This is a genomic window from Rhodococcus sp. IEGM1428 (genome assembly GCF_050321865.1).
Classification (GTDB): domain Bacteria; phylum Actinomycetota; class Actinomycetes; order Mycobacteriales; family Mycobacteriaceae; genus Rhodococcoides.
In genome coordinates, this window is sequence record NZ_JBNQFW010000005.1 from 191269 (window position 1) to 217922 (window position 26654).

Consider the following 26654-nt stretch of genomic DNA (forward strand, 5'->3'; position numbering starts at 1 on the left):
GGAATCGAGCTCGCGTGAAGCGTTCGTTGTCCCTCGGCGCAGGACTGTGCGTGGTGGCCCTGTCTGCCGGTGCATGCTCTTCGGCAGGCATCTACGCCATCCCGCTACCGGGTGGTGCCGATGTCGGAGACAACCCGTTCAACCTGACGGTGCAGTTCGACGATGTACTGGACCTCGTCCCGCAGTCGACCGTCAAGGTCGACGGTGTGGCCGTCGGCCGCGTCGACTCGATCACGGTTCCGAACGACGGTTGGACCGCCGACGTCAACGTCATCCTGAACTCCGACGTCGACCTGCCGGCCAACGCGATCGCGTCGGTCCAGCAGACCAACCTGCTCGGCGAGAAGTTCGTGCAGCTGTCCGCACCTCCGGGTGACGAGGAAGCCGCGCGTTTGCAAGACGGTGCCACGATCCCGCTCGATCGAACTCGCCATGCCACCGATATCGAACAGGTCCTCGGCGCGCTCTCGCTGCTGCTCAACGGCGGAGGCGTCGGTCAGCTCTCGCCCATCGTCAAGGAACTGAGTACTGCGTTCGACGGTCGTGAAGGCAAGACCAAAGAGCTTCTGCAACAGGCGAACACGCTGATCGATGGACTCAATCAGCAGCGTGACGACATCACCCGTGCCATCGACGGTCTCGACACGCTCAGCGGGCGCGTCAACTCGCAGACCGACAAGATCGACGGGGTGCTCAAGGATCTGCCGATCGCCACCGACGTACTCGAGCAGCAGCGACCGCAGCTGACGGAGATGCTCGGTGCGCTCGATCGTCTCGGCTCGGTCGGCACCGATGTCATCAACCGATCCAAGGACGATCTGATCGCAGACCTGCGAGCGCTACGCCCCACGCTGCAGGCACTGGCCGATTCGGCGGACGACGTGGTGACGTCGCTGTCGGTGATCCCCACACTGCCGTTCGCCGACGGCACGGAGAAGATCATCGAGGGCAACTCGGCAAACCTGTTCCTGTCGCTGGACCTGTCGATCGGAACTGCGCTTCGTAACTTCGGTGTCGGCGAGGGAGATCCGGTCTACGTCCAGCCGAAGTACGGCAACACGCTCCCCGTCGTGGATCCGTCCAATCCGTACTACAACGGAAACGGACCGCGTCCGGGCTGGCCCACGATCTCGTTGCTGCCGTTGCCGCCTATCATCCCGTCACCGGTTCCCGGGCCGGGTGCACCGAGCGGTCAGGCCGCCGCGGCAGAGCCAGCGCCGTTCGACCCGTTGGCCCCGTTGAATGATCTGCTCGAACAGTTCGGAGTTGGCCAGTGAGATCGAAGCTCGTTCGGTACCAGTTGGTGGTATTCGTCGTGATCGCCCTCGTCGGGTTGATCTTCGTCGGCGGAAAGTACGTTCGTCTGGACAATATGCTCGGGTTCGGGCAGTACAAGGTGGCGCTCAATCTCGCCGATTCCGGTGGAATCTTCACCAACGCCGAGGTCACGTACCGCGGGGTGCCGGTGGGTACCGTCGGTGGCCTGCAGTTGACGCCGGACGGCGTTCAGGTGGAACTCAAGCTCGACAACGGCGGTCCCGACATCCCGTCAGACACGAAGGCCGTCGTGGCGAACAGGTCCGCGATCGGCGAGCAGTACGTCGATCTGCAGCCGCAGACCGATCAGGGACCGTTCCTGGTCGACGGCTCCCAGATTGCAGCCGCGAACACATCGACTCCCGTTCCGGTGCAGGACGTGCTGGCCAACACCGACACGTTGGTCAGATCGGTACCGCTGGAGAACTTGACCAAGGTGGTCAACGAGCTCGGGGTGGCGTTCGACGGCAAGGGCAACGATCTGCAATCGCTCGTCGATTCGCTCGGCAATATCTCCGAGGCGGGCAACGAGGCACTCCCACAGACGCTGGCATTGGTGCGCGACGCGGTGCCGGTGCTCGACACACAGTCCGAGCAGTCGGATCTGATCCGCGAGTTCAGTACCAGCTTGGATCAGGTGACGGCTCAGCTGAAGTCCAGCGATCCCGACATCCGTCGGCTCATCGACACCGGAACCGCTGCGGGTGATCAGCTCGGTGGTCTGATCACCGAAGCCGGGCCGGCCTTGACGACCGACATCAACAACCTTGCGCTTGTCGCGGCTCAGGCCGAGCCGCGGTATCTCGCTCTTCGGCCGTTCCTGACATTCCTGCCTGCGCTCGGTGCAGGTATCTCCACCATCGTCCCGAACGACGGCACGATCCATCAGGGTCTGCTGCTCGAGGTCAACAACCCGCCGCCCTGCACGGTCGGCTACGAGGGCTCGCAGGCGATCCTGGACGAGGAGAAGCGAAAGAACCCGAACTTCGACCCGACCCGAGAGAACTACCCGCTGAACCTCGACGCGAACTGTGCAACCCCACAGGGCAGCGTGACGGGCGTTCGCAGCGCGAATCGAATCGTCTTTGCCGATCCGGACGTGCCGCAGCCGTGGGACCTCAACCCCAAGGTCGATCCCGAGAAGCTCAACCTCAACCCCATCGCCACCCAGTTGGCACCGCTCATCGGCGTCACGCCGAAGTAGCGACATCGGAAGAATTGCTGCTCAGCACTGTCGTCGGTCCGAGAGTGGTTCGGCCGGATATTACCGAGTAGTAGGGTGAAATTGTGAACTCGAGCACCGAAGCCCTGGAGTCCCCAGCGACTCCAGGGCAGAACAAGACAGCGAAAATTCTTCTTGCCGTCGTCACGGTGATCGCCGTGGCTGCTCTCGCAGCGGCAGTGTTCTTCGGCTACGGCTGGGGCACGGCGTTGTTCAGCCAGAAGCCGACGGAAGATACTCGCGACTCTGCCCTCACCGGTGCCCAGCAGGCGGCGGTCAACCTGAACACGGTCGACGCTGCCAACATCGATCAGTCGTTCGACAACATGAAGTCGTCCATCACCGGTGACTTGATGCTCAACGACCTCGAGCAGACGCGTTCGGGGATCACCGATCAGGTCCGTCAGTCCGGTGCCAAGAGTGAGGCCGAGGTATTGCATGCCGCGGTGACGGAGCTCAGTACCGACGAGAACACCGCCGAGGCTCTCGTAGTCATCAAGACGACTACGACGTGGCCCGACCGCGTCGAGCGAAGCAAGCTCACCATGCGACTGGCCATGGAAGAGGTCGACGGGGTGTGGAAGACCAACAAGGTCGACCCCATCGGTTCGCGGATCTCGCTGGACAACCCCAACACCAATCCCGTCATACCGAGCGAACCGGGTGCTACCGACCCGAATGCAGCCGACCCGAATGCGGCTACCCCCAGCGCGGAAGCGACGCCGGCCCCACAGCCGGATTCCGGTGGCAACTGACGTTCCCCGGCAGTGTCTTTTCCGTCTGTAGTGCAGTGAGTTTCGAAGGAGTTCTGTAGTGCCTCCCCAGCGTCGCAAGATCGTCCCACCCACCACTACCAGCAAGGTGCGCCGCAAGGTTGCCGGCACCGGTAAGCCCACAGCGTCCGACGCGGGTTCGACCACCGCCGAGGATTCGGACACGACCGAGACGACCGCGATCACAACGCCCGCACCGAGCACTCCTGCGGCCGACAAGACGGTTGCCGACGAGACCGTTGCCGACAAGAGCGCGACTTCGAAGCCCTCGCTGGCCAAGGCGGGCACCAAGCCCGGGCCCACCAAGCCCGAGTCCACCAAGTCCGACGCCACCGAGAAGGCCGCCACCGAGAAGGCCGCCACTCCGCTCGACTCCGCGACATCAGGGGCTTCCGACGCGGACGCGGACCAAGCTGTCACCTCGCCCGAGGCGTCGAGGTCGGGTATCGGTTACAAGCACGTGATCGTCGTCGCGATCATCGCCGTGGTGCTCGGTGCATTCGCTGCTGTAGCGGCGTTCAAGCCGTTCGCAACGATCGACAATGCTGCCTGGGTGGATTCTGCAGCCACCCAGGAAGTCACCTCGGCGGCGACCGACGCGCTTCAGACTCTGTACACCTACAAGGCCGACACGATCGATGCCGATTTCGATGCCGCCCGTGCGGTGCTCAATCAGTCGATGCTCGATGAGTTCAACTCCACCGCGGACACCACCAAATCCGCTGTGGTGCAAACGAAGACGGGAACCGAGGCCATGGTTACCGACATCGGCGTCTCGCGGCTGGAGGACGACAAGGCCGAGTTGATCGCCAACGTGAACATCAGTGCCACGCAGGACGGGGTGGCGTCGGGTAGTGCCGAGGGCCCGTTGACGGTCAACATGGAGAAGGTCGACGGCACCTGGAAGCTGTCGGCCATCGACGACCAGTAGTACCGGTACCCGCTGGTCCCGCTCAGGGATTCGGCCCCGCTCTTCGATTCAGCCCCGTTCGATGCAGAAGCCCTGCTCGAACGGGGCTTTTTCGTGCGTTGTGTACTCATCTGTCGCATGCGCACGACCGGATTACCATCGCGTTTGCGTCCTGGCTTGGGACGAGCCCTGGTTGTTCGGGACAACCATTTCGACGCTCGACAGCCAGGGATGGATCCGATGAAAACGGAGCATGCTGGTCATGACTGACACAACTATCGATCTATCCGTGCTGGAATCGAGGTCCGGTCGCTCGGGCTTCGCCGAGAACGTCAATCCCGAACTGTACCGATTGTTGTCCGCCCTCGATCTGGATCGCGAGTACGTGCGCGGCGACGGGACCGTCTTGTTCGACGCCTCGGGCCGACGTTATCTCGATTTCGCCGGTGCGTACGGGGCACTTCCGTTCGGGCACGGCCCCACGCCGATCTGGCAGGCGATCAACGATGTTCGGTGCAGCGGAGAGGCAATTTTCGTGCAGCCCTCGGTGCTGACGGCAGCCGGTGAACTGGCAGATCGGTTGGGGCGCATCGCTCCCGACGGGTTGACGCGAACGACGTTCGTCAACAGCGGTGCCGAGGCCACCGAGGTTGCGCTCAAGCTCGCGCGAGCGCACACCGGGCGACTGGGAGTGTTGACCACCGGCAACAGTTTCCACGGCAAGACGCTCGGCGCGCTGTCTGCGACCGGAAACATCAAGTACCAGAGTGGATTCGGGGCACCTGTGGCCGGCTTCGATCACATCGCCTTCGGCGACGCGGATGCACTCGATGCGGCCCTGACGGCCGCGCCGGATCACTATGCGGTCTTTCTCGTGGAACCGATTCAGGGTGAGGGTGGAGTGGTGTGTCCGCCCGACGGCTATCTGCGGGCTGTGCGGGATGTCTGCGATCGGCACGGTGTGCTCCTCGCGTTCGACGAGGTGCAGACCGGTCTCGGCCGGACCGGGCGGATGTTCGCGGCGGAACACGAGGGGGTGGTGCCCGACATTCTGACCGTGGCGAAGGCGCTCGGTGGCGGCATCGTGCCGGTGGGTGCGGTGTTGTGTGCGCCGAAGCTGGTGGACGAGAGCTTCGCACTGCGTCACACGTCGACGTTCGCGGGCAACGCGCTGGCGGCTCGGGTGGGCATCGCAGTCATCGACGAGCTCACCAGGGACGACTGCGCGGTGGTGACGAACGCGGCCGTGCTCGGTCGGGAGTTGACGAAGGATCTCGGTGCGTTGGCCGAGAAGTATCCGTCCGTGGTCACCGACGTTCGCGGACGCGGCTTGTTGCTCGGAATCGAGCTGACTGCGGACGTGAACTTCGTGGGGCGTCAGTCGCTACTGGGTTCGATTGCCGAGCAACACAATCTGACTGCGGTGATCTGCTCCTACCTGCTCAATGTCGAAGGGATCCGGGTTGCTCCGACGCTGTTCGGTACCAGGGTGATTCGGATCGAGCCACCGCTGACGGTATCGGCGGCGCAGTGTGCACGTCTGGTGGCCGCGTTGGATCGGGCGCTCGGCTACGCGGCAGTAGGGGACCTGGACGGATTGTTCGGGCACCTGCTGGGTCGCCCGACCGTCGGCACCCCACCCTCGCTCACCGCACTACGTCCGGGCCGCACCCCCGATATCGCCGTGCGCTCTACGGATCGCCGGTTCGCGTTCATCGCGCACCCTCTGGATCTGGGGTTCTTCGCCGCCTTCGATCCTGCGCTCGAGGTGTTCGATCATTCCGAACGTCAGGATCTGCTTCACCGGTTCGCTGCATCGACGTCCGAGCTCGACCCCGCGTCGTTCGTCATCGGCAGTGGTCGGGTCGTCGGGGGAGGGGACGCGACGGCACACGGTGACCTGATCGGGCTGCCCTACACCTCGGAGCAGTTGCTGCATCTGCCGACCGAGCAGGCGCTGCGGGTGGTGGGCGGTGCCGTCGAACTCGCGATCTCGCGCGGCGCGACGGTAGTGGGGTTGGGCGGTTACTCGTCGGTGATCACCGGGAACGGGTTGGGTCTCGGGGCAACGTCTCGGCCTATCACCACCGGCAACACGTTCACCGCCGCGGCGAGTCTGCGGGCCGTTCGACGCGTGTGCCGCGAACGAGGAATCGACGTCGCGCAAGCCAGGGTGACGATTCTCGGTGCTGCCGGTGCCATCGGGCGGACCATCGGCAAGCAGCTGGCCGGCGAGGTCGGCAGTATCGCTCTGGTCGGTCGGCAGGGTGAGGGCTCGGTCATCGCGCCGAAGTTGTGGGCGGCGGCGCAGGAGATGGTGGCGAGTGCGACGGGCGGACTCGGCTCGGGGGACCTCGCCGGTGCTGCACTCGAGGTGCATGGTGACCTGGATGATCTGATCAGGTCCGGGCACATCGAGTTTTTCACCGATCCCGTTGCTGCGGTGCAGGATTCGTTGATCGTGATTGCGGCGACGTCGGCACCGCACGCACTGATCGACCCGACCGATCTGATGGACGGTGCCATCGTCTGCGATGTTGCACAGCCACCGAACATCGGCCGCGATGTGCGCGGTGAGCGGCCGGACGTGACGGTGTTCGACGGCGGCATCGTGCGGGTGCCGTCGGGTTCGGATTTCGGTTTGACCTACGGGTTGGCTCCGGGCCTGACATACGCCTGCATGGCCGAGACGATGCTGATCGCGTTGTCGGGTGAATTCGACCTCCGCAGCATCGGCACCAGTCTCGACGGAGACAGCGTCGAGAAGTTGGGTGAGCTGGCCGACGTCCACGGGTTCGCTCTCGCCGAGGCCACCCGATGGCGCGAGGCCAACAAGTAGAGGGCAGCAAGTAGTGGCCAGCAAGTAGTGGCCAACAGTAAGAAGCCAACGAGAAGAGGCCAACAGGTAGGCATGAACCGGTGAACAGCAGGGGGCGGGGCGCGTCGGTGTCCTCGCCCCCGACCGGACGGGTCCGTCGAAAAACCCGTCTCGGGGAGAACGGATCGGGCCGAACCTCTTGACGAAGGGGGCAGCACGGTTCACTCTTGTCGTCAGGAGCACCCCCAGTGGTTTCGTAAGGGCAGCGGCATCGGGCAAGCGACACGCTTTCGTCGAGTCAGCGCACGAATGGACCCCGGGTGCTACTTTTGATGCCCCCGTTGCGCTCTGCGCACATTTGGGGTACCTTTGGACGTTGCGCTGGCTGCCTCCTGTCCACCTCTCGATCGCTGTTACCCGAAAGCACTTTTTCGGGCCGCTGTGATGGGGATTCGGTCTGGTTGCACCAGCCGAAATTCGCCCCACATATAGCAAACAGATACAGCGGCGGTCGCCATGTCGTGTCAGCTGACAGGTCCTGTCAGTCGACGGAACGGCGCGACCCGCGTGAGGTGCTGGAAGGACGCATCTTGGCAGTCTCTAGCCAGACCAAGGCAGTTGTCGGAACACCGGGAGCCCCGAGGAGGGTTTCGTTCGCGAACATTCGCGAGCCGTTGGAGGTACCCGGTCTCCTCGATGTACAGACGGATTCGTTCGAATGGCTGGTAGGTGCGCAGAGTTGGCGCGACCGTGCCGCCGCCCGCGGAGACAGTGGTGTCTCCGGCGGACTCGAGGACATCCTGACCGAGCTCTCTCCGATCGAGGACTTCTCGGGCTCGATGTCGCTGTCTTTCTCCGACCCACGATTCGACGAGGTCAAGGCCTCGACCGATGAGTGCAAGGACAAGGACATGACGTACGCAGCTCCGCTGTTCGTCACCGCCGAGTTCATCAACAACAACACCGGCGAGATCAAGAGCCAGACGGTCTTCATGGGTGATTTCCCGATGATGACCGACAAGGGCACCTTCATCATCAACGGCACCGAGCGTGTCGTCGTCTCGCAGCTGGTGCGTTCTCCGGGCGTCTACTTCGACCATTCGATCGACAAGACCACCGAGAAGGACCTGCACAGCGTCAAGGTCATCCCCGGCCGCGGTGCTTGGCTCGAGTTCGACGTCGACAAGCGCGACACCGTCGGTGTCCGCATCGACCGCAAGCGTCGCCAGCCCGTCACGGTGCTGCTGAAGGCTCTCGGCTGGTCCACCGAGCAGATCACGGAGCGCTTCGGCTTCTCCGAGATCCTCATGGCCACGCTGGAGAAGGACAACACCGCCGGTACCGACGAGGCTCTCCTCGACATCTACCGCAAGCTGCGTCCGGGCGAGCCGCCGACGAAGGAGTCGGCGCAGACCCTGCTGGAGAACCTGTTCTTCAAGGACAAGCGTTACGACCTCGCTCGCGTCGGTCGCTACAAGATCAACAAGAAGCTCGGCCTCAACTCGGGCCAGCCGATCGTGGCGTCGACCCTCACCGAGGAAGACATCGTCGCGACCATCGAGTACCTGGTGCGTCTGCACGCAGGTGAGACCTCGATGACCGCACCCGAGGGCGTCGAGGTTCCCGTCGAGGTCGACGACATCGACCACTTCGGCAACCGTCGTCTGCGTACCGTCGGCGAGCTCATCCAGAACCAGATCCGCGTGGGCCTGTCCCGCATGGAGCGCGTCGTGCGCGAACGTATGACGACTCAGGACGTCGAGGCGATCACGCCGCAGACCCTGATCAACATCCGTCCCGTCGTCGCTGCGATCAAGGAGTTCTTCGGAACCTCCCAGCTCTCGCAGTTCATGGACCAGAACAACCCGCTGTCGGGTCTGACGCACAAGCGTCGCCTGTCGGCACTGGGACCCGGCGGTCTCTCTCGTGAGCGCGCCGGCCTCGAGGTCCGCGACGTGCACCCCTCGCACTACGGCCGCATGTGCCCCATCGAGACCCCGGAAGGCCCGAACATCGGCCTGATCGGATCGCTCTCGGTGTACGCACGCGTCAACCCGTTCGGCTTCATCGAGACCCCGTACCGCAAGGTCGTCGACGGCAAGGTGACCGACGATGTCGATTACCTGACCGCCGACGAGGAGGATCGCCACACGCTCGCGCAGGCGAACTCTCCGGTCGACGATTCGGGTCACTTCATCGAGGACAAGATTCTCGTCCGTCGTAAGGGTGGCGAGGTCGAGTTCGTCTCGTCCGACGACATCGACTACATGGACGTCTCGCCTCGTCAGATGGTGTCCGTCGCCACCGCGATGATCCCGTTCCTCGAGCACGACGATGCCAACCGTGCCCTGATGGGCGCGAACATGCAGCGTCAGGCTGTCCCGCTGGTGCGCAGCGAGGCTCCGATTGTCGGTACCGGCATGGAGCTGCGTGCCGCTGTCGACGCCGGTGACGTCGTCATCACCGAGAAGACCGGTGTCGTCGAAGAGGTCTCCGCCGACTACGTCACGGTCATGGCCGACGACGGATCGCGCAAGACCTACCGGATGCGTAAGTTCGCGCGTTCCAACCAGGGCACGTGCGCCAACCAGCGTCCGATCGTGGACGAGGGACAGCGCGTCGAGTCCGGCCAGGTCCTCGCCGACGGCCCCTGCACCGAGAACGGTGAGATGGCACTCGGCAAGAACCTGCTGCTGGCGATCATGCCGTGGGAGGGCCACAACTACGAGGACGCGATCATCCTGTCGCAGCGCCTCGTGGAAGAGGACGTTCTCACCTCGATCCACATCGAGGAGCACGAGATCGATGCTCGCGACACCAAGCTCGGTGCCGAAGAGATCACTCGCGACATCCCGAACGTCTCCGACGAGGTCCTCGCAGACCTCGACGAGCGCGGCATCATCCGTATCGGTGCCGAGGTTCGTGACGGCGACGTGCTGGTCGGAAAGGTCACGCCGAAGGGCGAGACCGAGCTGACCCCCGAGGAGCGCCTGCTGCGCGCCATCTTCGGTGAGAAGGCTCGCGAAGTTCGCGACACCTCGCTCAAGGTTCCGCACGGCGAGAACGGAAAGGTGATCGGCATCCGCGTCTTCTCGCGCGACGACGACGACGATCTGCCTCCCGGCGTCAACGAGCTGGTCCGCGTCTACGTGGCTCAGAAGCGCAAGATCCAGGACGGCGACAAGCTCGCCGGCCGGCACGGCAACAAGGGCGTCATCGGCAAGATCCTCCCGCAGGAGGACATGCCGTTCCTGCCCGACGGCACCCCGATCGACATCATCCTCAACACCCACGGTGTTCCGCGTCGTATGAACATCGGTCAGGTCCTCGAAACCCACCTGGGTTGGATCGGCAAGACCGGTTGGAACGTGCAGATCGCCGCGGACGGCAGCAAGCCCGATTGGGCCGAACGCCTGCCCGAGGAGATGCTGGCGGCTCCGGCCGACAGCAACATCGCCACCCCGGTGTTCGACGGTGCCAAGGAGAATCAGCTCGCCGGCCTGCTGGAGAGCACGATTCCCAACCGCGACGGCGAGCAGATGGTCGGTTCCGACGGAAAGGCCACGTTGTTCGACGGCCGCTCCGGCGAGCCGTTCCCGTACCCGGTGTCGGTGGGCTACATGTACATCATCAAGCTGCACCACTTGGTCGACGACAAGATCCACGCTCGTTCGACCGGGCCGTACTCGATGATCACGCAGCAGCCCCTCGGTGGTAAGGCTCAGTTCGGTGGACAGCGCTTCGGTGAGATGGAGTGCTGGGCCATGCAGGCCTACGGTGCCGCGTACACGCTGCAGGAGCTTCTCACCATCAAGTCGGACGACGTTGTCGGCCGCGTGAAGGTGTACGAGGCGATCGTCAAGGGCGAGAACATCCCGGAGCCCGGTATCCCCGAGTCCTTCAAGGTGCTCCTCAAGGAGCTCCAGTCGCTGTGCCTCAACGTGGAGGTGCTGTCCTCGGACGGTGCTGCCATCACGATGGCCGACGGTGACGACGAAGACCTCGAGCGTGCCGCAGCCAACCTGGGAATCAACCTCTCCCGCAACGAAGCTGCAACGGTCGACGACCTAGCTCAGTAGTTCAGTGGTCTGCCGGATCTGCGCACAGCGGATCCGGCAGGCGTTCTTCTCATTTGCTCTTCCAGCACAACACCCATAACGGGGAAAGGAAGTTACGTGCTCGACGTCAACTTCTTCGATGAACTTCGCATTGGCCTTGCCACTGCGGACGACATCCGTCAGTGGTCCTACGGCGAGGTCAAGAAGCCGGAGACCATCAACTACCGCACGCTCAAGCCCGAGAAGGACGGCCTCTTCTGCGAGAAGATCTTCGGCCCCACTCGGGACTGGGAGTGCTACTGCGGCAAGTACAAGCGCGTCCGCTTCAAGGGCATCATCTGTGAGCGCTGTGGCGTCGAGGTCACTCGCGCCAAGGTGCGTCGTGAGCGCATGGGCCACATCGAACTGGCCGCTCCGGTCACGCACATCTGGTACTTCAAGGGTGTGCCGTCGCGTCTGGGCTACCTGCTCGACCTGGCTCCGAAGGATCTCGAGAAGATCATCTACTTCGCTGCCTACGTCATCACCACGGTCGACGACGAGCTCCGTCACAACGAGCTCTCGACGCTCGAGGCCGAGATGGAGGTCGAGAAGAAGGCCGTCGCAGATCAGCGCGACGCCGATCTCGAGGCTCGTGCGCAGAAGCTCGAAGCCGACATCGCCGAGCTCGAAGCCGAGGGTGCCAAGTCCGACGTGCGTCGCAAGGTCAAGGACGGCGGCGAGCGCGAGATGCGTCAGCTCCGTGACCGCGCGCAGCGTGAGCTCGATCGTCTCGAAGAGATCTGGACCACGTTCATCAAGCTTGCTCCCAAGCAGCTCATCGTCGACGAGCTCATCTACCGCGAGCTCATCGACCGGTACGGCGAGTACTTCACCGGTGCCATGGGCGCCGAGTCGATCCAGAAGCTCATGCAGACCTTCGACATCGATGCCGAGGCGGAATCTCTTCGCGAGACCATCCGCAGTGGCAAGGGTCAGAAGAAGCTGCGCGCGCTCAAGCGTCTGAAGGTCGTCGCCGCATTCCAGGCCGGCCGTAACTCGCCGATGGGCATGGTCCTGGACGCTGTCCCGGTCATCCCACCGGAGCTTCGTCCGATGGTGCAGCTCGACGGTGGCCGTTTCGCGACGTCCGACCTCAACGACCTGTACCGCCGCGTCATCAACCGCAACAACCGCCTCAAGCGTCTGATCGATCTCGGTGCACCCGAGATCATCGTCAACAACGAGAAGCGGATGCTGCAGGAGTCGGTCGACGCCCTGTTCGACAACGGCCGTCGTGGACGTCCGGTCACCGGACCGGGTAACCGTCCGCTGAAGTCGCTCTCCGACTTGCTCAAGGGCAAGCAGGGTCGGTTCCGTCAGAACCTCCTCGGCAAGCGCGTCGACTACTCGGGCCGTTCGGTCATCGTCGTCGGCCCGCAGCTCAAGCTGCACCAGTGCGGTCTGCCGAAGCTGATGGCTCTCGAGCTGTTCAAGCCGTTCGTGATGAAGCGTCTGGTGGATCTGAACCACGCGCAGAACATCAAGTCGGCCAAGCGCATGGTCGAGCGTCAGCGTCCGCAGGTGTGGGACGTTCTCGAAGAGGTCATCGCCGAGCACCCCGTGCTGCTGAACCGTGCACCCACCCTGCACCGGTTGGGCATCCAGGCGTTCGAGCCGCAGCTCGTCGAGGGCAAGGCCATCCAGCTGCACCCGCTCGTGTGTGAGGCGTTCAACGCCGACTTCGACGGTGACCAGATGGCTGTCCACCTCCCGCTGTCCGCCGAGGCTCAGGCCGAGGCACGCGTGCTGATGCTGTCGTCGAACAACATCCTCTCGCCGGCATCGGGCCGTCCGCTCGCCATGCCGCGTCTGGACATGGTGACGGGTCTGTACCACCTGACTCGTCTCGATGCCGGTGCTGTCGGCGAGCGCGCCGACGCCAAGACCGATCACGCAGAGTTCGGGGCGTACTCCTCCCCGGCCGAGGCGCAGATGGCCGTCGACCGTGGATCGCTCACGGTGCAGTCGCAGATTCGGGTTCGTCTCACCACGCAGCGCCCGCCGCGTGAGATCGAGAACGAGCTGTTCCCCGAGGGCTGGAACCGCGGCGAGGCATGGACCGCGGAAACCACTCTGGGACGCGTGCTCTTCAACGAGCTGCTGCCGGCGGACTACCCGTTCGTCAACGAGCAGATGCCGAAGAAGCGTCAGTCGACCATCATCAACGATCTCGCCGAGCGTTACCCGATGATCGTCGTCGCGCAGACCGTCGACAAGCTCAAGGACGCAGGCTTCTACTGGGCCACGCGTTCGGGTGTCACCATCTCGATCTCCGACGTCCTCGTGCCGCCGGAGAAGCCGCAGATCATGGAGACCTTCGAGGCTCAGGCCGATCAGATCGAGAAGAAGTACCAGCGTGGCGCACTCGACAAGGTCGAGCGCAACTCCGCACTGGTCAAGATCTGGCAGGACGCGACCGAGCAGGTCGGTAAGGCCATGGAGGCCCACTTCCCCGACGACAACCCGATCCCGATGATCGTGAAGTCCGGCGCAGCCGGAAACATGACTCAGGTTCGCTCGCTCGCCGGCATGAAGGGCTTGGTGACGAACCCGAAGGGTGAGTTCATCCCGCGTCCGATCAAGTCTTCCTTCAAGGAAGGCCTGACGGTCCTCGAGTACTTCATCAACACGCACGGTGCTCGTAAGGGTCTGGCCGACACGGCGCTTCGTACCGCCGACTCGGGCTACCTGACGCGTCGTCTGGTCGACGTCTCGCAGGATGTCATCGTTCGGGAAACCGACTGTGGCACCGAGCGCGGCATCGTCACGACGATCGCCGAGAAGACCGCCGACGGCAAGATGATCCGCGACGCTCACGTCGAGACCAGCACGTACGCCCGCACCTTGGCGAACGACGCTGTCGACGAGAACGGCACGGTCATCGTCGCTCGCGGACACGATCTCGGTGACCCGGCCATCGACGCGCTGCTCGCTGCGGGCATCACGTCGGTCAAGGTTCGCTCGGTGCTCACCTGCACCACCGGAACCGGCGTCTGCGCCACCTGCTACGGCCGCTCGATGGCCACCGGCAAGCTGGTCGACATCGGTGAGGCCGTCGGTATCGTTGCCGCACAGTCCATCGGTGAGCCCGGAACCCAGCTGACCATGCGTACCTTCCACCAGGGTGGTGTCGCCGGAGATGACATCACCGGTGGTCTGCCTCGCGTGCAGGAGCTGTTCGAGGCACGTGTGCCGAAGGGCAAGGCTCCGATCGCGGACGTGTCGGGACGCATCCAGCTCGAGGACGGCGATCGTTTCTACAAGATCACCATCGTCCCGGACGACGGCGGCGAAGAGGTTGTCTACGACAAGCTCTCCAAGCGTCAGCGTCTGCGCGTCTTCAAGCACGACGACGGCACCGAGCGCCTCTTGGCGGACGGTGACCACGTCGAGGTCGGCCAGCAGCTCATGGAAGGTGCTGCCGATCCGCACGAGGTTCTGCGCGTGATGGGTCCTCGCCAGGTGCAGATCCACCTCGTCAACGAGGTCCAGGAGGTGTACCGGTCGCAGGGTGTGTCGATTCACGACAAGCACATCGAGACGATCGTGCGCCAGATGCTCCGTCGCGTGACGATCATCGACAGCGGCTCCACCGAATTCCTGCCCGGTTCACTCACCGAGCGCAGCGAATTCGAGTCGAGCAACCGTCGTGTCGTCTCCGAGGGTGGCGAGCCCGCAGCCGGACGTCCGGTCCTGATGGGTATCACCAAGGCGTCGCTGGCCACCGACTCGTGGCTGTCGGCAGCGTCCTTCCAGGAGACCACTCGTGTGCTCACCGATGCGGCGATCAACTGCCGCAGCGACAAGCTCATAGGTCTCAAGGAGAACGTCATCATCGGTAAGCTCATCCCGGCTGGTACCGGCATCAACCGGTACCGGAACATCACGGTGCAGCCGACCGAAGAGGCGCGTGCCGCGGCATACGCGGTGCCGTCGTACGACGATCAGTACTACAGCCCGGACGGCTTCGGCCAGGGAACCGGTGCTGCAGTGCCGCTCGACGACTACGGTTTCTCCAACGAATACCGCTAGAGCGACTTCGTCGCACGTGCGCGGAAACTCGTAGCCCACTACGAGTTTCCGCTCACGACGGCAAGGCGTGACAAACAGAGCCCCGCATCGACTTCGGTCGGTGCGGGGCTCTGTTGTTGTGACTCTGGGAGCGATGAGTTTTCGATGCTCCTCGAGTCGTTACCGGTATGACCAACCAAACTTCCAGCTCTATCGTGAACATCGGCGTGGCCATGTTCTCCGTGGCCGATCAGGATGCGGCTCTCGATTTCTACTCACGCGTGCTCGGGTTCGAGGTCCGCGGTGATTCGCGATTCGGCCCCGAGGGTGAGTACCGGTGGCTGGAGGTGGCACCGCCCGGTTCGACCGCGCGGCTCGCCCTCAACCCGCCGATGGGAGGCACGTCCGGCGGTGGGTCCATCGGCGTCGAGACGCCCGATGTCGCGTCCGAGCATGCGCGGCTCACCGCCATCGGCGGCGTCGATCTCGACGACTTGATGGAAGAGGTGGACGGCGTACCGCCCATGTTTGCGCTGCGAGATCCCGACGGCAATTCGGTGTGGGTCGTACAAGCCTGACGGGTCAGCCGGGCTGTTTCTGATCGACGAACGTGTACAGCTCGGCGATCGTGCCGTCCCTGACGACGGCGAAGTCCTGGCCGGTGACGACGGCCGGGGCGTCAGGCGGCGAGAGTGCCCAGGAGATGCGGGCAACGTCGCCCAGCACGGCGGGTTCGACGGTGACGGAGAAGGACAGGCCGGCGGAGTCCGCGAGGAGCGCGGTGATCGCGTCGATGACGGCTTCGCGTCCGGTCGCGGTGTTCTCGGCGTCGTAGAACACCGCGTCCGGGTGGTACAAGGCTTCGATCAGCTCGCGTCGTCGTTCGGCGTCGGTCGCGTTGAACACCTCGACGACGTTGCGGCGTACCAACTCGGCATGAGACGTGCGATCCATGGTGTGCCCCTAAGGTTGGTTGTCGGGGTCTACTGCGCCTGCACCCCGGATCAAGCTTCTCAGAAAGAACATGACATGTCACGTAATCGGTCGACGGCCGACTCTCCTTGGCTGACGCCGTCCCAGGAATCGGCGTGGCGCGCCTACATGGGGCTGTCGCTGCAGATGACCTTCGAGATGAACCGCCAGCTGACCGAGGATCACGGTCTATCCCTGGCCGACTACTCGGTGCTCGTCGCGCTGGCCGACAGTCCCGACGGGCGTCGCCGGGTGACCGAGCTGGCCGCCGAGATCGGCTGGGAGCGCAGCAGGGCCTCTCACCACCTCGCCCGGATGTCCGCACGGGGGCTCACCGATCGCACGGTCTCGACCACCGACGGGCGCGCCACGGATGCCGTTCTCACCGAAGCGGGCAGAGCGGCTCTGGACGCGTCGGCAGCAGGTCACGTCGACGTGGTGCGGCGATTGTTCTTCGACGGGATTGCACCCGAGGAAGTCTCCACTCTCGAGTCGATCCTCACTCGACTACGTGACCATGTGCGAACCAATGGGACGCTGCCCCAACCGCAATGACTGCCCCAACCGCAGCGACAACCTCCACCTCGGATCACGACGAGGTCGTTCATCCGTGGTGACAGACAGCCTCGAGGTCTATGCCGTTGAGGTCCCGCACGAAAGATCCGTAGTACGTCGCGTGGTACTCGGGCTGTAGTGCTGGAGGCCGGAGTTCGATCGCTCCTGCCGACAGCGCTGCGGTGTGGAAGGCATCGACCGTGGCGCGGTCCGGGGCACTGAACGCGAGATGGGTATGCGGTCCGATGGCCGAACCCGGTGCGTCGACGATCCAGAAGAAGGGCTTCACCTCCGCCCAGCCGAAGGCGATCATGGCGAGCTGGTTTGCCTCGGGGGTGTGCGGTACCCGCATGATCTCGGTGATCCCGAGCGGTGCGAGGGCAGCGCCGTAGAACTCGGCGCTGGCGGCGAGATCGGCGACGCCGATGTTGAGGTGGTCGATTTGAGATCCGGTGCGGTCGAGGTTCGTCATAACCGTGAGTCTTCCGAAGATCGCGGACGGCTTCGGTCCTCGATCGGGAAGATCGCCGGAGTTCATCTCGCTGTCGAACCGATGACGGGCGCAGTTTGCCCGGGCACGACAGTCTCGACCAATGGTGAGACGGGGTAATGAGATTCGGATCGGTCAGGACATCTCCTTGCAGGCGGGGGCCACGCGCCGACAGTTTCTGACGTGGAGTGCGTTGGTAGGGGCGCTCGCCTTCACTCCTGGACTCGCGGGAACCACGGCGCACGCGCAGTCCGTCGTGACCCCCGACTACCCCTTCCGCCTCGGCGTGGCCTCCGGTGATCCGTTGCCCGACTCGGTGGTGCTGTGGACCAGGCTCGCCACCGATCCCTTTGCGCCGCTGGGCGGAATGACGCCTGGCGTGGTGCCGGTGCGGTGGCAGATTGCGACCGACGAGCACTTTGCACACATGAGCCGTGAGGGCGTCGAACTGGCCACCGAGTTCGACGGCTGGTCGATTCACGTCGACGTCCGCGGGCTGGAGCCGGCCCGCGAATACTTCTATCGCTTCCTCGTCGGCCCACACGCGAGCCCGGTCGGACGTACCAAAACTGCACCGGCAGTGGGTCAGCCGCTGAGCAAGCTCGATTTCGCCTGGGCGTCGTGCCAGAAGTGGGAGGACGGCTTCTTCGGCGCGTACCAGGACTTGGCGGCCTCGAATCTCGACGTGGTGTTCTTTCTGGGCGACTACATCTACGAGTACGCGATCAAGGACGAGGGTGCCCGAAAGGGTGAGCCGCGCACCGAGTCGGCGGCTCGAGAAACCATGGTGCTCAGCGACTATCGCGACCGATACGCGATGTACAAGGCAGACGAGAACCTGGCTGCTGCGCATGCATCGGCACCGTTCGTCTCGACGTTCGACGACCATGAGGTGGACAACAACTGGGCCTCGCAGATCAGTCAGGACGACGACGATCCGCGAGAGTTCCTGTTGCGCAGAGCCGATGCGTTCAAGGCATGGTGGGAGAACACTCCGGTGCGCGCGAATCTGAAGCCCGTGGGCCCGGACATGAAGGTCTATCGACGGTTCTCGTTCGGTGATCTGGTGGACTTCTCGGTGCTGGATACCCGGCAGTACCGCAGCGATCAGGCGCACGGAGACGGTGAGCATGCGCAGGATGCCGAGACGGCCGATCCGTCGCGCACCATCACCGGTGCGGCACAGGAACAATGGATCCTCGACGGGTTCGCATCACCGTCGAAGTGGAACTTCCTGGCGCACCAGACGGTCATCGCCGATCTTGCTCGGGGACAGGGCAACGATCGCAAGGTCGGCATGGATCCGTGGAGCGGGTACGAGGCCTCGCGTCATCGCATCCTCGACGGAGCCAGGGATCGCGGCACCAAGAACGTGGCGTCGATCGTCGGCGACATTCACCGTACGATCGTGTCGGAACTGCGTCGCGATTACCAGGATCAAGTGTCGCCGATCCAAGGGGTCGAGATCGCGACCACGTCCATAGCGTCGGGCAAGGACGGTGCCGATGTCGACTCCGCCGGAGCTGCCATCGCCGACGGTTCGCCGCATGTGAAGTACGGCAACGCTCGTCGCGGCTATCTTCGCAGCACGCTGACCAACACCGAATGGCGTTCGGAGGTAAGGGTTCTCGACCGCGTTTCCGCACCGGGCGCATCGGTGCGAACCGCAGCAACGGTCACCGTCCCCGAAGGCCGCCCCGAGATCCAGCTGAGCTAGCGCCCGTCCCTCAGCGCCCGTCGGCGATGATCTGTGCGACGTTGCGTTCGGCCAGCGCGGTGATCGTCAGGGACGGGTTGGCCGCTCCGGTGCTTCCCGGGATCAGTGCACCGTCGACGACGTAGAGACCGGGGTGACCCTTCACGCGGCCGTAGTCGTCGGTGGCGTCGCCCAGTACCGCGCCGCCGAGGGGGTGGGCGGTGAAGGTGTCGTCCACATCGCGGGTGAACGGTTCGGCTGCAACGATGGTGCCGCCGGCCTGCGCCATCCGATTCTGCACTGCGCGTAGGGCTTCGACGGTGTCGCGGCTGCCACCCTTGGGCCAGTTCAGGGTCAATTTGTTTGCGGCGGAATCGAATCCGAAGTTTCCGCGCAGTGGGTCGATGGTCATGCCGAGGGATCCGATGAATCCGAGGTTCACGGGAACGCCCGGCACGTACCAGTTCTCGACGGTCAGGGGTAGCCCGGAGTCGTCGACGATGCGGGATGCGCAGGGCGCACCCTGCGGTCCGGCAGACATCGGCCCGAGCGACCGCGTCATCGAGGCGTCGCCGTTGGTGCCCCAGCCGGTGCCGACGAACTCGTTGAGATTCGCCAGCGCTCCGGTGGTGCGGGCGCGCATCAGCAGTTCGGTGGTACCGATGGATCCGGCCCCGAGGACGAGGGTGTCGCAGGTGACGGTGCGGGTCTCGACGACGTTGCCGAACGGGTCGAGGCGTTCGACCTCGACGCGGTAGCGGCCCCCGGACTCGGTGCCGATCGCCGCGACGCGGTGGCTGTGGCAGACGGCCGCGCGGCCGGTGGCCTCTGCCTGGGGGATGTAGTTCTGAGTCAGGTCGTGCTTGGCACCGTTGGAGTTGCCGAACGTGCTCGCGCCGACGGTCGCGGACGGCCGAGACCGGCCGGCGATCTCGTCGCGCACGACGTTCCAGTTCCAGTTGCCGTCGACCGCTTCCGTGGTGAATCCTGCCCGTCGGGCGTGGTCGTCCCAGGTGCGCGAGTGCGCGAAGTTCGGGCTGTTGTACACGTCCTCGGGCATCGTCGACGGCCGAAGCATCGAACGGGCCTTGGGGTACCAGGTGGCGGCCATCTCGTCGTAGCTCAGGCGTCCGCCGAAGGAGAGGTCGAAGAATTTCTTGTCCGGTGCGATGGTCACACCGGTGTACACGATCGAGCCGCCGCCGACGGCCGCTCCGCGCCACACCGAGAGGTTCTCGTAGCGGGTGGTGTCGAGGACTCCGCCGAAGAGGTCGACCGGTCCGACGGGCATGCCGGTGATGTTGGTGAACGAGGTCTGCTGCCACAGACCGCGTCCGTCGGCGGTCATGTCGGCGGTGAAGATCTCGCGCCAGGGGTCTCGTGGCCAGCGCAGTCCGCGCTCGAGCACGGTCACCTGGGTGCCGGCCTGGGCCATGCGGAGGGCCGCAGCACTGGCACCGAATCCGGAGCCGACCACGATGACGGACGAGTGATCCGGTGGGCGCGGCGGGTCGGCGAACAGTTCGGGAACGAGTGACCGGATTCGGTCGGCACCGAGGGGGAGTGCGCCGGCGGGGGCGGAACCCGGCAGGCCGGCGGAGCTCAGGGCCGGAGCGGCGGCAGCGCCGAGCATTCCGGCAGCGGCCAACCGCAGCAATTGCCTTCGGTTCACGGAAAGTCCCCCTACTTGACTCACGGACAGCGTTGTCGATTCTGTCGTGTTTGCCGCGAGAAAGCGAACGGTTCGGTCGGTCTCGAGGATGCTTCCCAGCTCGGCCTCAGGTTTGCCTGTCAGACTTCCGCTCATGGTTTCGGCTTCGGTGGCTCTGTTGTTGCTTGTCACGGCAGTGGTCGGCATCGCGGCGCACCTCCTCGACTCGCGAGGACAGGGGATGCTCGTGGCCGCTGCGTTGGCACATGTCCTCATGCTCGCCGCTGTGCCCGGCACCGTGGTCGCAGGTTTCGCGTTCGGTTGGTGGGGTGTGGCGGCCGGCGCGGCGATACTGGCGAGCGCCGCCGCAACGCAGATGCCCCTACTACGGCGAAGATCGACAACGAACTCCGACGCCTCGATTCTGACAGTGCTGCATGCCAACATCTGGCTGGGGCAGGCCGATCTCGACGCGTTGGTCGCGCTGGTCGACGAGCACCGCCCCGATGTGCTCACCCTCGTCGAGTTGACGCCCGAGGCGGACGCGCAACTTCGCCCCAGGCTCGCGGGGTCGTTGCCGCATGCGTACGTGAGCGCTGCCGCGGGCGGCGACGGAACCGGCATCTACAGCCGCTTCCCGCTCGTGGACCAGCAGCGCCACGACGGCTTCGTGACCGAGTTGCTCTCGGCGCGGGTGGAGATGCCGGGCCGCCCGCTCGTGTTCGCGGTGCATCCCGTGCCGCCGTGGCCGCGGGAACCGTCCGAATGGGTCCGCGAGCTGGGGCTGCTACGGCAACTATTGGCCAAGATTCCCGCAGACGACGGTCCCGTGGTGGTCGCGGGCGATTTCAATGCGACGCAGGATCATCGGCGATATCGAGACCTGCAGGACGGGCGTTTCGTCGATGCCGCGGTGGCAACCGGAGCCGGCATGCTCAGGACGTACCCGGCGCACACCTGGCACCCGCCTGTCATTGCCATCGATCACGTTCTGGTGGCCGACATGGCTGTTCGTTCGGTCGAGGCCGTGACGATTCCCGGCTCCGACCACCGCGGCATCCTCGCGAGGTTGGATTTCGGTCCCAATTAGGACTGCGCGGGCAACTGCTGCACCGACCACTTGTTGCCGTCGGGGTCGGCGAAGTACACGAACGTGCCCCAGCCCTCGTCCTTGGGTGGGTCAATGGTCAGTCCGGCCGCGGTGAGGTGTTCGTAGGCGTCCTGGACGCTGTCCACGACCATCAGGATTCCGGCTCCCTTGCCCGGTTCGGCATCGGTGATGTTCTCGCCGATGGCGATGGAACACGCCGAGCCCGGGGGAGTGAGCTGGACGTACCGGATGCCGTCCCAGGGGCGAGCATCGTGGTCGGCGTTGAAGCCGATCGAGACGTAGAAGTCCTTGGCACGGTCCACGTCGGTGACGGCCAGGGTGACGAGTTCGAGCTTCATGGTGAGGTTCATGAAGCAATGATGAGCGCCATTGCGGACATATTCGGTCCGCTATGACACCTCGTCGAAGAATGTTTCGAGAATTCTTCGCCCGCCCTCGGCGACGCGACCGAGGACCTGTGCGTTCGGTGCCGTTCCCGCAGGCATGTGTGCGTCGAGCATCGTCTGTTCGGCAGGTGTGAGCTCGACGTGGAACTGCAGACCGAGACCGCTGCCGAACCGGAACGCCTGATTCCGGTAGAGATTCGAGCTCGCCAGGAGCACCGCCCCGGCAGGCAGGTCGAACGTATCGGTGTGCCAGTGCACCACCGAGACCGACTCTGCTCCGAAGAGCGATACACCGGCATCGGTCGCGGTCACCTCTCCGGCGCCCAGCTCCGCGACAGGACCCCGGTACACCGCACATCCCTGCGAGGCGGCGAGGAGCTGCGCACCGAGACACACCCCGAGCACGGGAATGTCCCGTCGCAGACACTCGGCAATCAAGTCTCGTTCGGCCCGCACGTGAGGGTGAGCGACATCGCCCCACGCATCCATCGGTCCGCCCAGCACGACCAACCCCGTGACCGCATCGGCTGAGGGCAACGAGTCCCCAATCGCCACCGCGACCACCGTGTAGTCGATTCCGCGTTCGGTCATGATCGTCCCGATCAGCGCCGGGCCTTCGGCATCGACGTGCTTTACCACCCACCAACTCATACTCAGAAATATGCCCGACGCTCCCGTGGTTGTCCTGGCTGTGTTGCTTTCCCTCCTCGACAGATCCCGCACTCGATCCGGTACGGACGACGCGTCGGCGCTGCGTCATACCGTCGAACGGGCGATGCACGCGGAGAAGATAGGGCTGCATCGGTTTTGGGTGGCCGAGCATCACGGTGTACCCGGCATCGCGTCGGGCGCTCCGGCGGTACTGGCTGCGGCGGTGGCGTCGCGCACCTCACGCATCCGCGTCGGATCCGGGGGAGTGATGCTGCCCAACCATCAGCCGCTGATCGTGGCCGAGCAATTCCTGATGTTGGAGTCCCTCTTTCCCGGCCGGATCGATCTCGGGGTAGGCCGTTCGCTCGGGTTCACCGAACCGGTACGCGCAGCTCTACGCAGTGAGCACGCCGATACCTTCGATGCCGACATCGCCGAATTGCGTTCGTATCTGGACGGTTCGGCACCGGTGACGGCGCGCCCCGTCACCGCGTCTCCGCCGGTCTTCGTTCTCGCGACCGGTGCGGGCCTGGAGGTCGCGGCCCGCGCCGGGCTTCCGGTGGTCGTCGGTGGACCGGTGTTGCACAAGACCGACCCATTGGCGATGTATCGCAAAAGTTTTCGGCCCTCGCCGGCCAATCCTGAACCGTACGTGATCATCTCGCTCGACGTGACGATCGCAGCCGATACCGCCGACGCGCGCAGGCTCGCATTGCCGGAGGCGTGGGCCATGGCCAGGTCGCGGCGCGAGGGCGAATTTCCGGCCCTGGAGCCGGCGTCGGCCATCGACGACTCGCAGTGGACGCCGCGGACGAGGGGCCGCATCGAGGACTCGCTCGCGTCGACGATTCTCGGCACCGCAGGGGAGGTGCGCCCGCGGCTGGAGGAGTTGATCGATCGCACGGGCGCGAACGAGATCATGGCTTCGACATCGACGTACGATCGCGCAGAGTTGTTCGACGCGGACGCCGCTTTCGCTCAGCTCGCCGGTGCCGTGGGTTGAACAGGCTGAACCGGTGCCGTCGCCGCCAGGGCTGCCACGAGGTCGCGTTGGACGTCGGTCACTGGCTCGGTGGCGTCGACCACCGCCGAGACCGGTAGTTGCAGTCTTCGGTCGGCCTCGGTGCGGAAGACGAGACCGGTCTTGGGCGTGCTGTCGGCGATGCTGGCGTACAGAATCGTCCAGCATTGCGGATGGTTGAGCAGTTCGGCGCTTGCGGTGTGATCCGACGCGACAGGCGGCCCGAACGTCAGTGGAAGCCCGCTGCGTTTCATCTCGCGTTCGATCACCCGGTGCAGCAGGATCTGCTCGCTGCGTTTGGGCAACAGTAGCGGGTAGTCGGCGAGTTGGCGCAGGCTCGGATTGTCCTCGCCGGCCAGCGGATGCCCCTCGGCGAGCGCGACGACGAGATCCTCGGTCCACAGTTCGGTCACGTGCAGTCCCGAACGTTCGACGCTGCCGCGAATGAGCGCCACCTGACAGTCCCCGGACGTCACCGCTTCGATCTGTTCTGCGAATCGTTTCAGCACGAAGTCGATCTCGGCGTCGGGATGATGTTCGCGCACCGAGACGATGGCCGCGATGGCGTTCGCGGCGAAGGTCATGTTTCCGGTGAGGCGTAGTTGGTTTCGGCGGCGCGCCGTCAACGCCAGAGCGGCTTGCTCGAGTTCCACCATGTGCCGCGCGATGGAGACCAATTGTGCTCCCACAACGGTCAATCGAACGACACGTGAGGTTCGCTCGAACAGCGGCTCGCCGATTTCTCGTTCCAGCTTGCCGATCTGCAAACTGATCGCCGATTGCGATACGTAGCAGCGCTCGGCGGCACGCGAGAAGTTCAGTTCTTCCCCGACCGCGAGGAAGTACTTCAGCTGTCGCAGTTCCACGTGCGTCTCCATTCATGAGTTCTACTCATGGATGCTATTCCAACTTTCGCGTTGATAGACCACCGAGGTCGGAGTTTCATGGAGGTAGTTCTTCGTTTGGAAAAGGACTTGCGCTCAGAAAGGGATGTGCTGTGAAAACGTACGACGTCGTCATCGTGGGATCGGGATTCGGAGCGTTGGCTGCTGCCAAGTCTCTGGGCAAGGCCGGTGTGACGTTCTCGCTCATCTCCAGCACCACCGAGCACCTCTTTCAGCCGCTGCTCTACCAGGCCGCAACCGGAATGCTCTCGACGGGTGAGATCGCCCCGCCGATCCGACGCATCCTCGCGCAGTACGACTCCGCCGACGTCCGTCTGGGTCGCGTCGTCGACGTCGATCCCGAGGCACACCAGGTGACCTACATCGGTGCCGGGGAGAGCCACACCATCGGCTTCGGTCGGCTCATCGTCGCAACGGGTGCCACGCAGGCGTACTTCGGTCGCGACGAGTTCAAGGACCGCACGTTCGCGCTCAAGACCGTGGACGATGCGATTGCGCTCCGTGAGCAGATCCTGAGCTGCTACGAGACCGCGCACATGACGACCGATCCCGCCGCCCGCAAGGAACTGCTGAGCTTCGTCGTCGTCGGTGCAGGCGCGACGGGCGTCGAATTGGCCGGCCAGATCAGGGATCTCGCGCACCGCTACTTCGCCGGCTCGTTCCCCGACATCGAACCGGGCGACGTCACGGTCACCCTCGTCGACGGTGTCAAGGAAGTTCTGCCCGCATTCGGCGGCAAGCTCAGCGCGTACGCCCGCACGAAGCTCGAGAAGTCGGGCGTCGACGTCGTCACCGGGGCCATGGTCACCGACATCGCCGACGACGTCGTGACGGTGCAGGACGTCGACACCAAGACGTCGCGTACCTACCCGGCCAAGACCGTCATCTGGTCGGCAGGCGTTCAGGCGAGCGAGTTGGCGGCCACGATCGCCGAGCGCACCGGATGCGAAACCGACCGTGCCGGACGCCTTCTCGTGCACGAGGATCTGACGGTCGGCTCGGCGAAGGACATCTACGCGATCGGCGACGTGACGTCGTTGAACAAGCTCCCCGGACAGTCGCCCGTGGCGATGCAGCAGGGCAGGCACGTCGCGAAGATGATCATCGGGAAGGTCGACGCCGGGACGCCGTTCAAGTACACCGACAAGGGCAGCATGTCGATCGTCGGCCGATTCAGTGCTGTGGCACGGTTGTTCGGCAAGGTCGACATGTCCGGACCGATCGCCTGGCTCATGTGGCTCGCCGTGCACCTGATGTACCTGGTCGGCTTCCGAAACCGCTATGTTGCCGTGGTGTCGTGGATGACCTCCTACATCGGCGACAAGCGACCGCACTTCCAGTACACCGACCACTCTGCCTCGCTGGTCGAGCGCGCCGGTGAGACTGCGGATGACGAGGAGCGAAAGGCAGCCTAGCTGCTCACCAGACCGTTGCGGTAGGCCCAGATCACCACGTGGACTCGGGTGTTGACGTCGAGTTTGCGACAGATGTTCCCGACGTGAGTTTTGACCGTGCTCTGTTCGAGTTGCAGGGCCCGGGCAATGTCGTTGTTGCCCAGGCCCTGCGCCAACAGTTGCACCACTTCCATTTCGCGCAGACTCAGGTCATGTTGTGGTGCAACGGAAGTGGGTCGACTCGGCGCGCCCCGGCGGGCGAACTCCGTCATCAGACGCGGGGTCAGGCGGGGTGAGAGCACCGCACCGCCGCCGGCCACGGTGACCACTGCGTCGGCGAGCTCGTCGGGATCGGTGTCCTTGAGCAGAAAGCCGGATGCACCGCTGTCGAGCGCCGCGAACACGTACTCGTCGAGGTCGAACGTGGTGACGACGATGATGCGGATGGTGTCGAACCGCGCCAGAATCTCCCGTGTTGCGGTCAGCCCGTCTCCGTTCGGCATCCTGATGTCCATCAGTACGACGTCGGGGCGAAGGGCCGTAACCTGTTGCACGGCATGCTTTCCCGAGGTTGCGTGTCCGACGACGTGGATGTCGGGATGGCCGGCCAGAAACAGCTCGAATCCCTGTCGAACCACGGGCTGATCGTCGGCGATCAGGACGGTGATCAT

20 protein-coding genes are annotated in these 26654 nt (G+C 64.5%); 13 read left to right on the plus strand and 7 right to left on the minus strand.

Going from position 1 to position 26654, the window contains the following annotated elements:
• Positions 1-14 precede the first annotated feature (14 nt).
• The 8 genes from ACQR3T_RS22115 to ACQR3T_RS22150 all read left to right on the plus strand — a co-directional run bounded on the left by ACQR3T_RS22115 (position 15) and on the right by ACQR3T_RS22150 (position 15729).
• Positions 15-1277: an MCE family protein gene (locus ACQR3T_RS22115; RefSeq protein WP_155290861.1), complete on the plus strand. Its 1263-nt coding sequence runs from the start codon at positions 15-17 to the stop codon at positions 1275-1277.
• Positions 1274-2521 carry an MCE family protein gene (locus ACQR3T_RS22120; protein WP_032380468.1) on the plus strand — a complete coding sequence of 416 codons (1248 nt, stop codon included), beginning with the start codon at positions 1274-1276 and terminating at the stop codon, positions 2519-2521. Before ACQR3T_RS22115 ends, ACQR3T_RS22120 begins: the two co-directional genes overlap by 4 nt.
• Positions 2522-2604: 83 nt before the next feature.
• Positions 2605-3294, plus strand: coding sequence for a hypothetical protein (locus ACQR3T_RS22125; protein ID WP_032380469.1), 690 nt, complete (start codon positions 2605-2607; stop codon positions 3292-3294).
• Between the two features lie 58 nt (positions 3295-3352).
• Positions 3353-4243: a hypothetical protein gene (locus ACQR3T_RS22130; RefSeq protein ID WP_428694835.1), complete on the plus strand. Its 891-nt coding sequence runs from the start codon at positions 3353-3355 to the stop codon at positions 4241-4243.
• Positions 4244-4484: 241 nt separating this feature from the next.
• Positions 4485-7061 carry an aminotransferase class III-fold pyridoxal phosphate-dependent enzyme gene (locus ACQR3T_RS22135; protein ID WP_428694836.1) on the plus strand — a complete coding sequence of 859 codons (2577 nt, stop codon included), beginning with the start codon at positions 4485-4487 and terminating at the stop codon, positions 7059-7061.
• Positions 7062-7612: 551 nt separating this feature from the next.
• Positions 7613-11119: a DNA-directed RNA polymerase subunit beta gene (gene rpoB, locus ACQR3T_RS22140; protein ID WP_027498214.1), complete on the plus strand. Its 3507-nt coding sequence runs from the start codon at positions 7613-7615 to the stop codon at positions 11117-11119.
• A gap of 96 nt (positions 11120-11215) precedes the next feature.
• Positions 11216-15172, plus strand: coding sequence for a DNA-directed RNA polymerase subunit beta' (locus ACQR3T_RS22145; protein ID WP_428694837.1), 3957 nt, complete (start codon positions 11216-11218; stop codon positions 15170-15172).
• Between the two features lie 167 nt (positions 15173-15339).
• Positions 15340-15729 (plus strand): VOC family protein, encoded by a 390-nt coding sequence (locus ACQR3T_RS22150; protein ID WP_032380472.1) that lies wholly within the window; start codon positions 15340-15342, stop codon positions 15727-15729.
• Between the two features lie 4 nt (positions 15730-15733).
• Here the strand turns inward: ACQR3T_RS22150 and ACQR3T_RS22155 are convergent, their stop codons facing one another.
• A complete protein-coding gene (locus ACQR3T_RS22155) occupies positions 15734-16105 on the minus strand; it encodes a nuclear transport factor 2 family protein (RefSeq protein WP_032380473.1) in 372 nt (123 codons plus the stop codon).
• Positions 16106-16180: 75 nt separating this feature from the next.
• Here ACQR3T_RS22155 and ACQR3T_RS22160 point away from each other — a divergent pair, with 75 nt between their 5' ends.
• The gene (locus ACQR3T_RS22160; protein WP_428694838.1) at positions 16181-16678 is read left to right on the plus strand and encodes a MarR family winged helix-turn-helix transcriptional regulator; all 498 of its coding nucleotides are present in this window, start codon (positions 16181-16183) and stop codon (positions 16676-16678) included.
• A 49-nt stretch (positions 16679-16727) separates the two neighbouring features.
• On the opposite strand, the gene ACQR3T_RS22165 is transcribed toward ACQR3T_RS22160, so the two are convergent.
• Positions 16728-17150, minus strand: coding sequence for a VOC family protein (locus ACQR3T_RS22165; protein ID WP_032380818.1), 423 nt, complete (start codon positions 17148-17150; stop codon positions 16728-16730).
• A gap of 121 nt (positions 17151-17271) precedes the next feature.
• Between ACQR3T_RS22165 and ACQR3T_RS22170 the strand changes: the two genes are divergently transcribed.
• Entirely contained in the window at positions 17272-18885 is a 1614-nt protein-coding gene (locus ACQR3T_RS22170; protein ID WP_428694839.1) for an alkaline phosphatase D family protein, read from the plus strand.
• 10 nt (positions 18886-18895) lie between these two features.
• Here ACQR3T_RS22170 and ACQR3T_RS22175 read toward each other — a convergent pair whose 3' ends face one another.
• Positions 18896-20536 (minus strand): GMC oxidoreductase, encoded by a 1641-nt coding sequence (locus tag ACQR3T_RS22175; RefSeq protein WP_428694840.1) that lies wholly within the window; start codon positions 20534-20536, stop codon positions 18896-18898.
• Positions 20537-20669: 133 nt separating this feature from the next.
• Between ACQR3T_RS22175 and ACQR3T_RS22180 the strand changes: the two genes are divergently transcribed.
• Complete coding sequence (locus tag ACQR3T_RS22180; RefSeq protein ID WP_428694841.1) at positions 20670-21605, plus strand: endonuclease/exonuclease/phosphatase family protein; 936 nt, start codon at positions 20670-20672, stop codon at positions 21603-21605.
• On the opposite strand, the gene ACQR3T_RS22185 is transcribed toward ACQR3T_RS22180, so the two are convergent.
• Both ACQR3T_RS22185 and ACQR3T_RS22190 read right to left on the minus strand, forming a co-directional pair.
• A complete protein-coding gene (locus ACQR3T_RS22185) occupies positions 21602-21976 on the minus strand; it encodes a VOC family protein (RefSeq protein ID WP_037171721.1) in 375 nt (124 codons plus the stop codon). The genes ACQR3T_RS22180 and ACQR3T_RS22185 overlap by 4 nt on opposite strands.
• A gap of 39 nt (positions 21977-22015) precedes the next feature.
• The gene (locus tag ACQR3T_RS22190) at positions 22016-22663 is read right to left on the minus strand and encodes a type 1 glutamine amidotransferase (RefSeq protein WP_428694842.1); all 648 of its coding nucleotides are present in this window, start codon (positions 22661-22663) and stop codon (positions 22016-22018) included.
• A 10-nt stretch (positions 22664-22673) separates the two neighbouring features.
• On the opposite strand from ACQR3T_RS22190, the gene ACQR3T_RS22195 reads away from it, so the two are divergent.
• Positions 22674-23666, plus strand: a complete 993-nt coding sequence (locus tag ACQR3T_RS22195; protein WP_428694843.1) for an MsnO8 family LLM class oxidoreductase — start codon at positions 22674-22676, stop codon at positions 23664-23666.
• Here ACQR3T_RS22195 and ACQR3T_RS22200 read toward each other — a convergent pair.
• On the minus strand, positions 23642-24550 hold the full coding sequence (locus tag ACQR3T_RS22200; protein ID WP_428694844.1) for a LysR family transcriptional regulator: 909 nt from the start codon (positions 24548-24550) through the stop codon (positions 23642-23644). The two genes, ACQR3T_RS22195 and ACQR3T_RS22200, sit on opposite strands and share 25 nt — an antisense overlap.
• A 131-nt stretch (positions 24551-24681) precedes the next feature.
• On the opposite strand from ACQR3T_RS22200, the gene ACQR3T_RS22205 reads away from it, so the two are divergent.
• Positions 24682-26004, plus strand: a complete 1323-nt coding sequence (locus ACQR3T_RS22205; RefSeq protein WP_037171714.1) for an NAD(P)/FAD-dependent oxidoreductase — start codon at positions 24682-24684, stop codon at positions 26002-26004.
• On the opposite strand, the gene ACQR3T_RS22210 is transcribed toward ACQR3T_RS22205, so the two are convergent.
• Positions 26001-26654 carry a response regulator gene (locus ACQR3T_RS22210; RefSeq protein ID WP_428694845.1) on the minus strand — a complete coding sequence of 218 codons (654 nt, stop codon included), beginning with the start codon at positions 26652-26654 and terminating at the stop codon, positions 26001-26003. The genes ACQR3T_RS22205 and ACQR3T_RS22210 overlap by 4 nt on opposite strands.

What these genes read in the sequence shown, in the direction of transcription:
- ACQR3T_RS22135 (WP_428694836.1), top strand. Translation starts at nt 4,485, where the DNA reads ATGACTGACACAACTATCGATCTATCCGTGCTGGAATCGAGGTCCGGT.
- ACQR3T_RS22150 (WP_032380472.1), top strand. Translation starts at nt 15,340, where the DNA reads ATGACCAACCAAACTTCCAGCTCTATCGTGAACATCGGCGTGGCCATG.
- ACQR3T_RS22155 (WP_032380473.1), bottom strand. Translation starts at nt 16,105, where the DNA reads ATGGATCGCACGTCTCATGCCGAGTTGGTACGCCGCAACGTCGTCGAG.
- ACQR3T_RS22160 (WP_428694838.1), top strand. Translation starts at nt 16,181, where the DNA reads ATGTCACGTAATCGGTCGACGGCCGACTCTCCTTGGCTGACGCCGTCC.
- ACQR3T_RS22165 (WP_032380818.1), bottom strand. Translation starts at nt 17,150, where the DNA reads ATGACGAACCTCGACCGCACCGGATCTCAAATCGACCACCTCAACATC.
- ACQR3T_RS22170 (WP_428694839.1), top strand. Translation starts at nt 17,272, where the DNA reads ATGGTGAGACGGGGTAATGAGATTCGGATCGGTCAGGACATCTCCTTG.
- ACQR3T_RS22180 (WP_428694841.1), top strand. Translation starts at nt 20,670, where the DNA reads ATGGTTTCGGCTTCGGTGGCTCTGTTGTTGCTTGTCACGGCAGTGGTC.
- ACQR3T_RS22185 (WP_037171721.1), bottom strand. Translation starts at nt 21,976, where the DNA reads ATGAACCTCACCATGAAGCTCGAACTCGTCACCCTGGCCGTCACCGAC.
- ACQR3T_RS22190 (WP_428694842.1), bottom strand. Translation starts at nt 22,663, where the DNA reads ATGAGTTGGTGGGTGGTAAAGCACGTCGATGCCGAAGGCCCGGCGCTG.
- ACQR3T_RS22195 (WP_428694843.1), top strand. Translation starts at nt 22,674, where the DNA reads ATGCCCGACGCTCCCGTGGTTGTCCTGGCTGTGTTGCTTTCCCTCCTC.
- ACQR3T_RS22210 (WP_428694845.1), bottom strand. Translation starts at nt 26,654, where the DNA reads ATGATCACCGTCCTGATCGCCGACGATCAGCCCGTGGTTCGACAGGGA.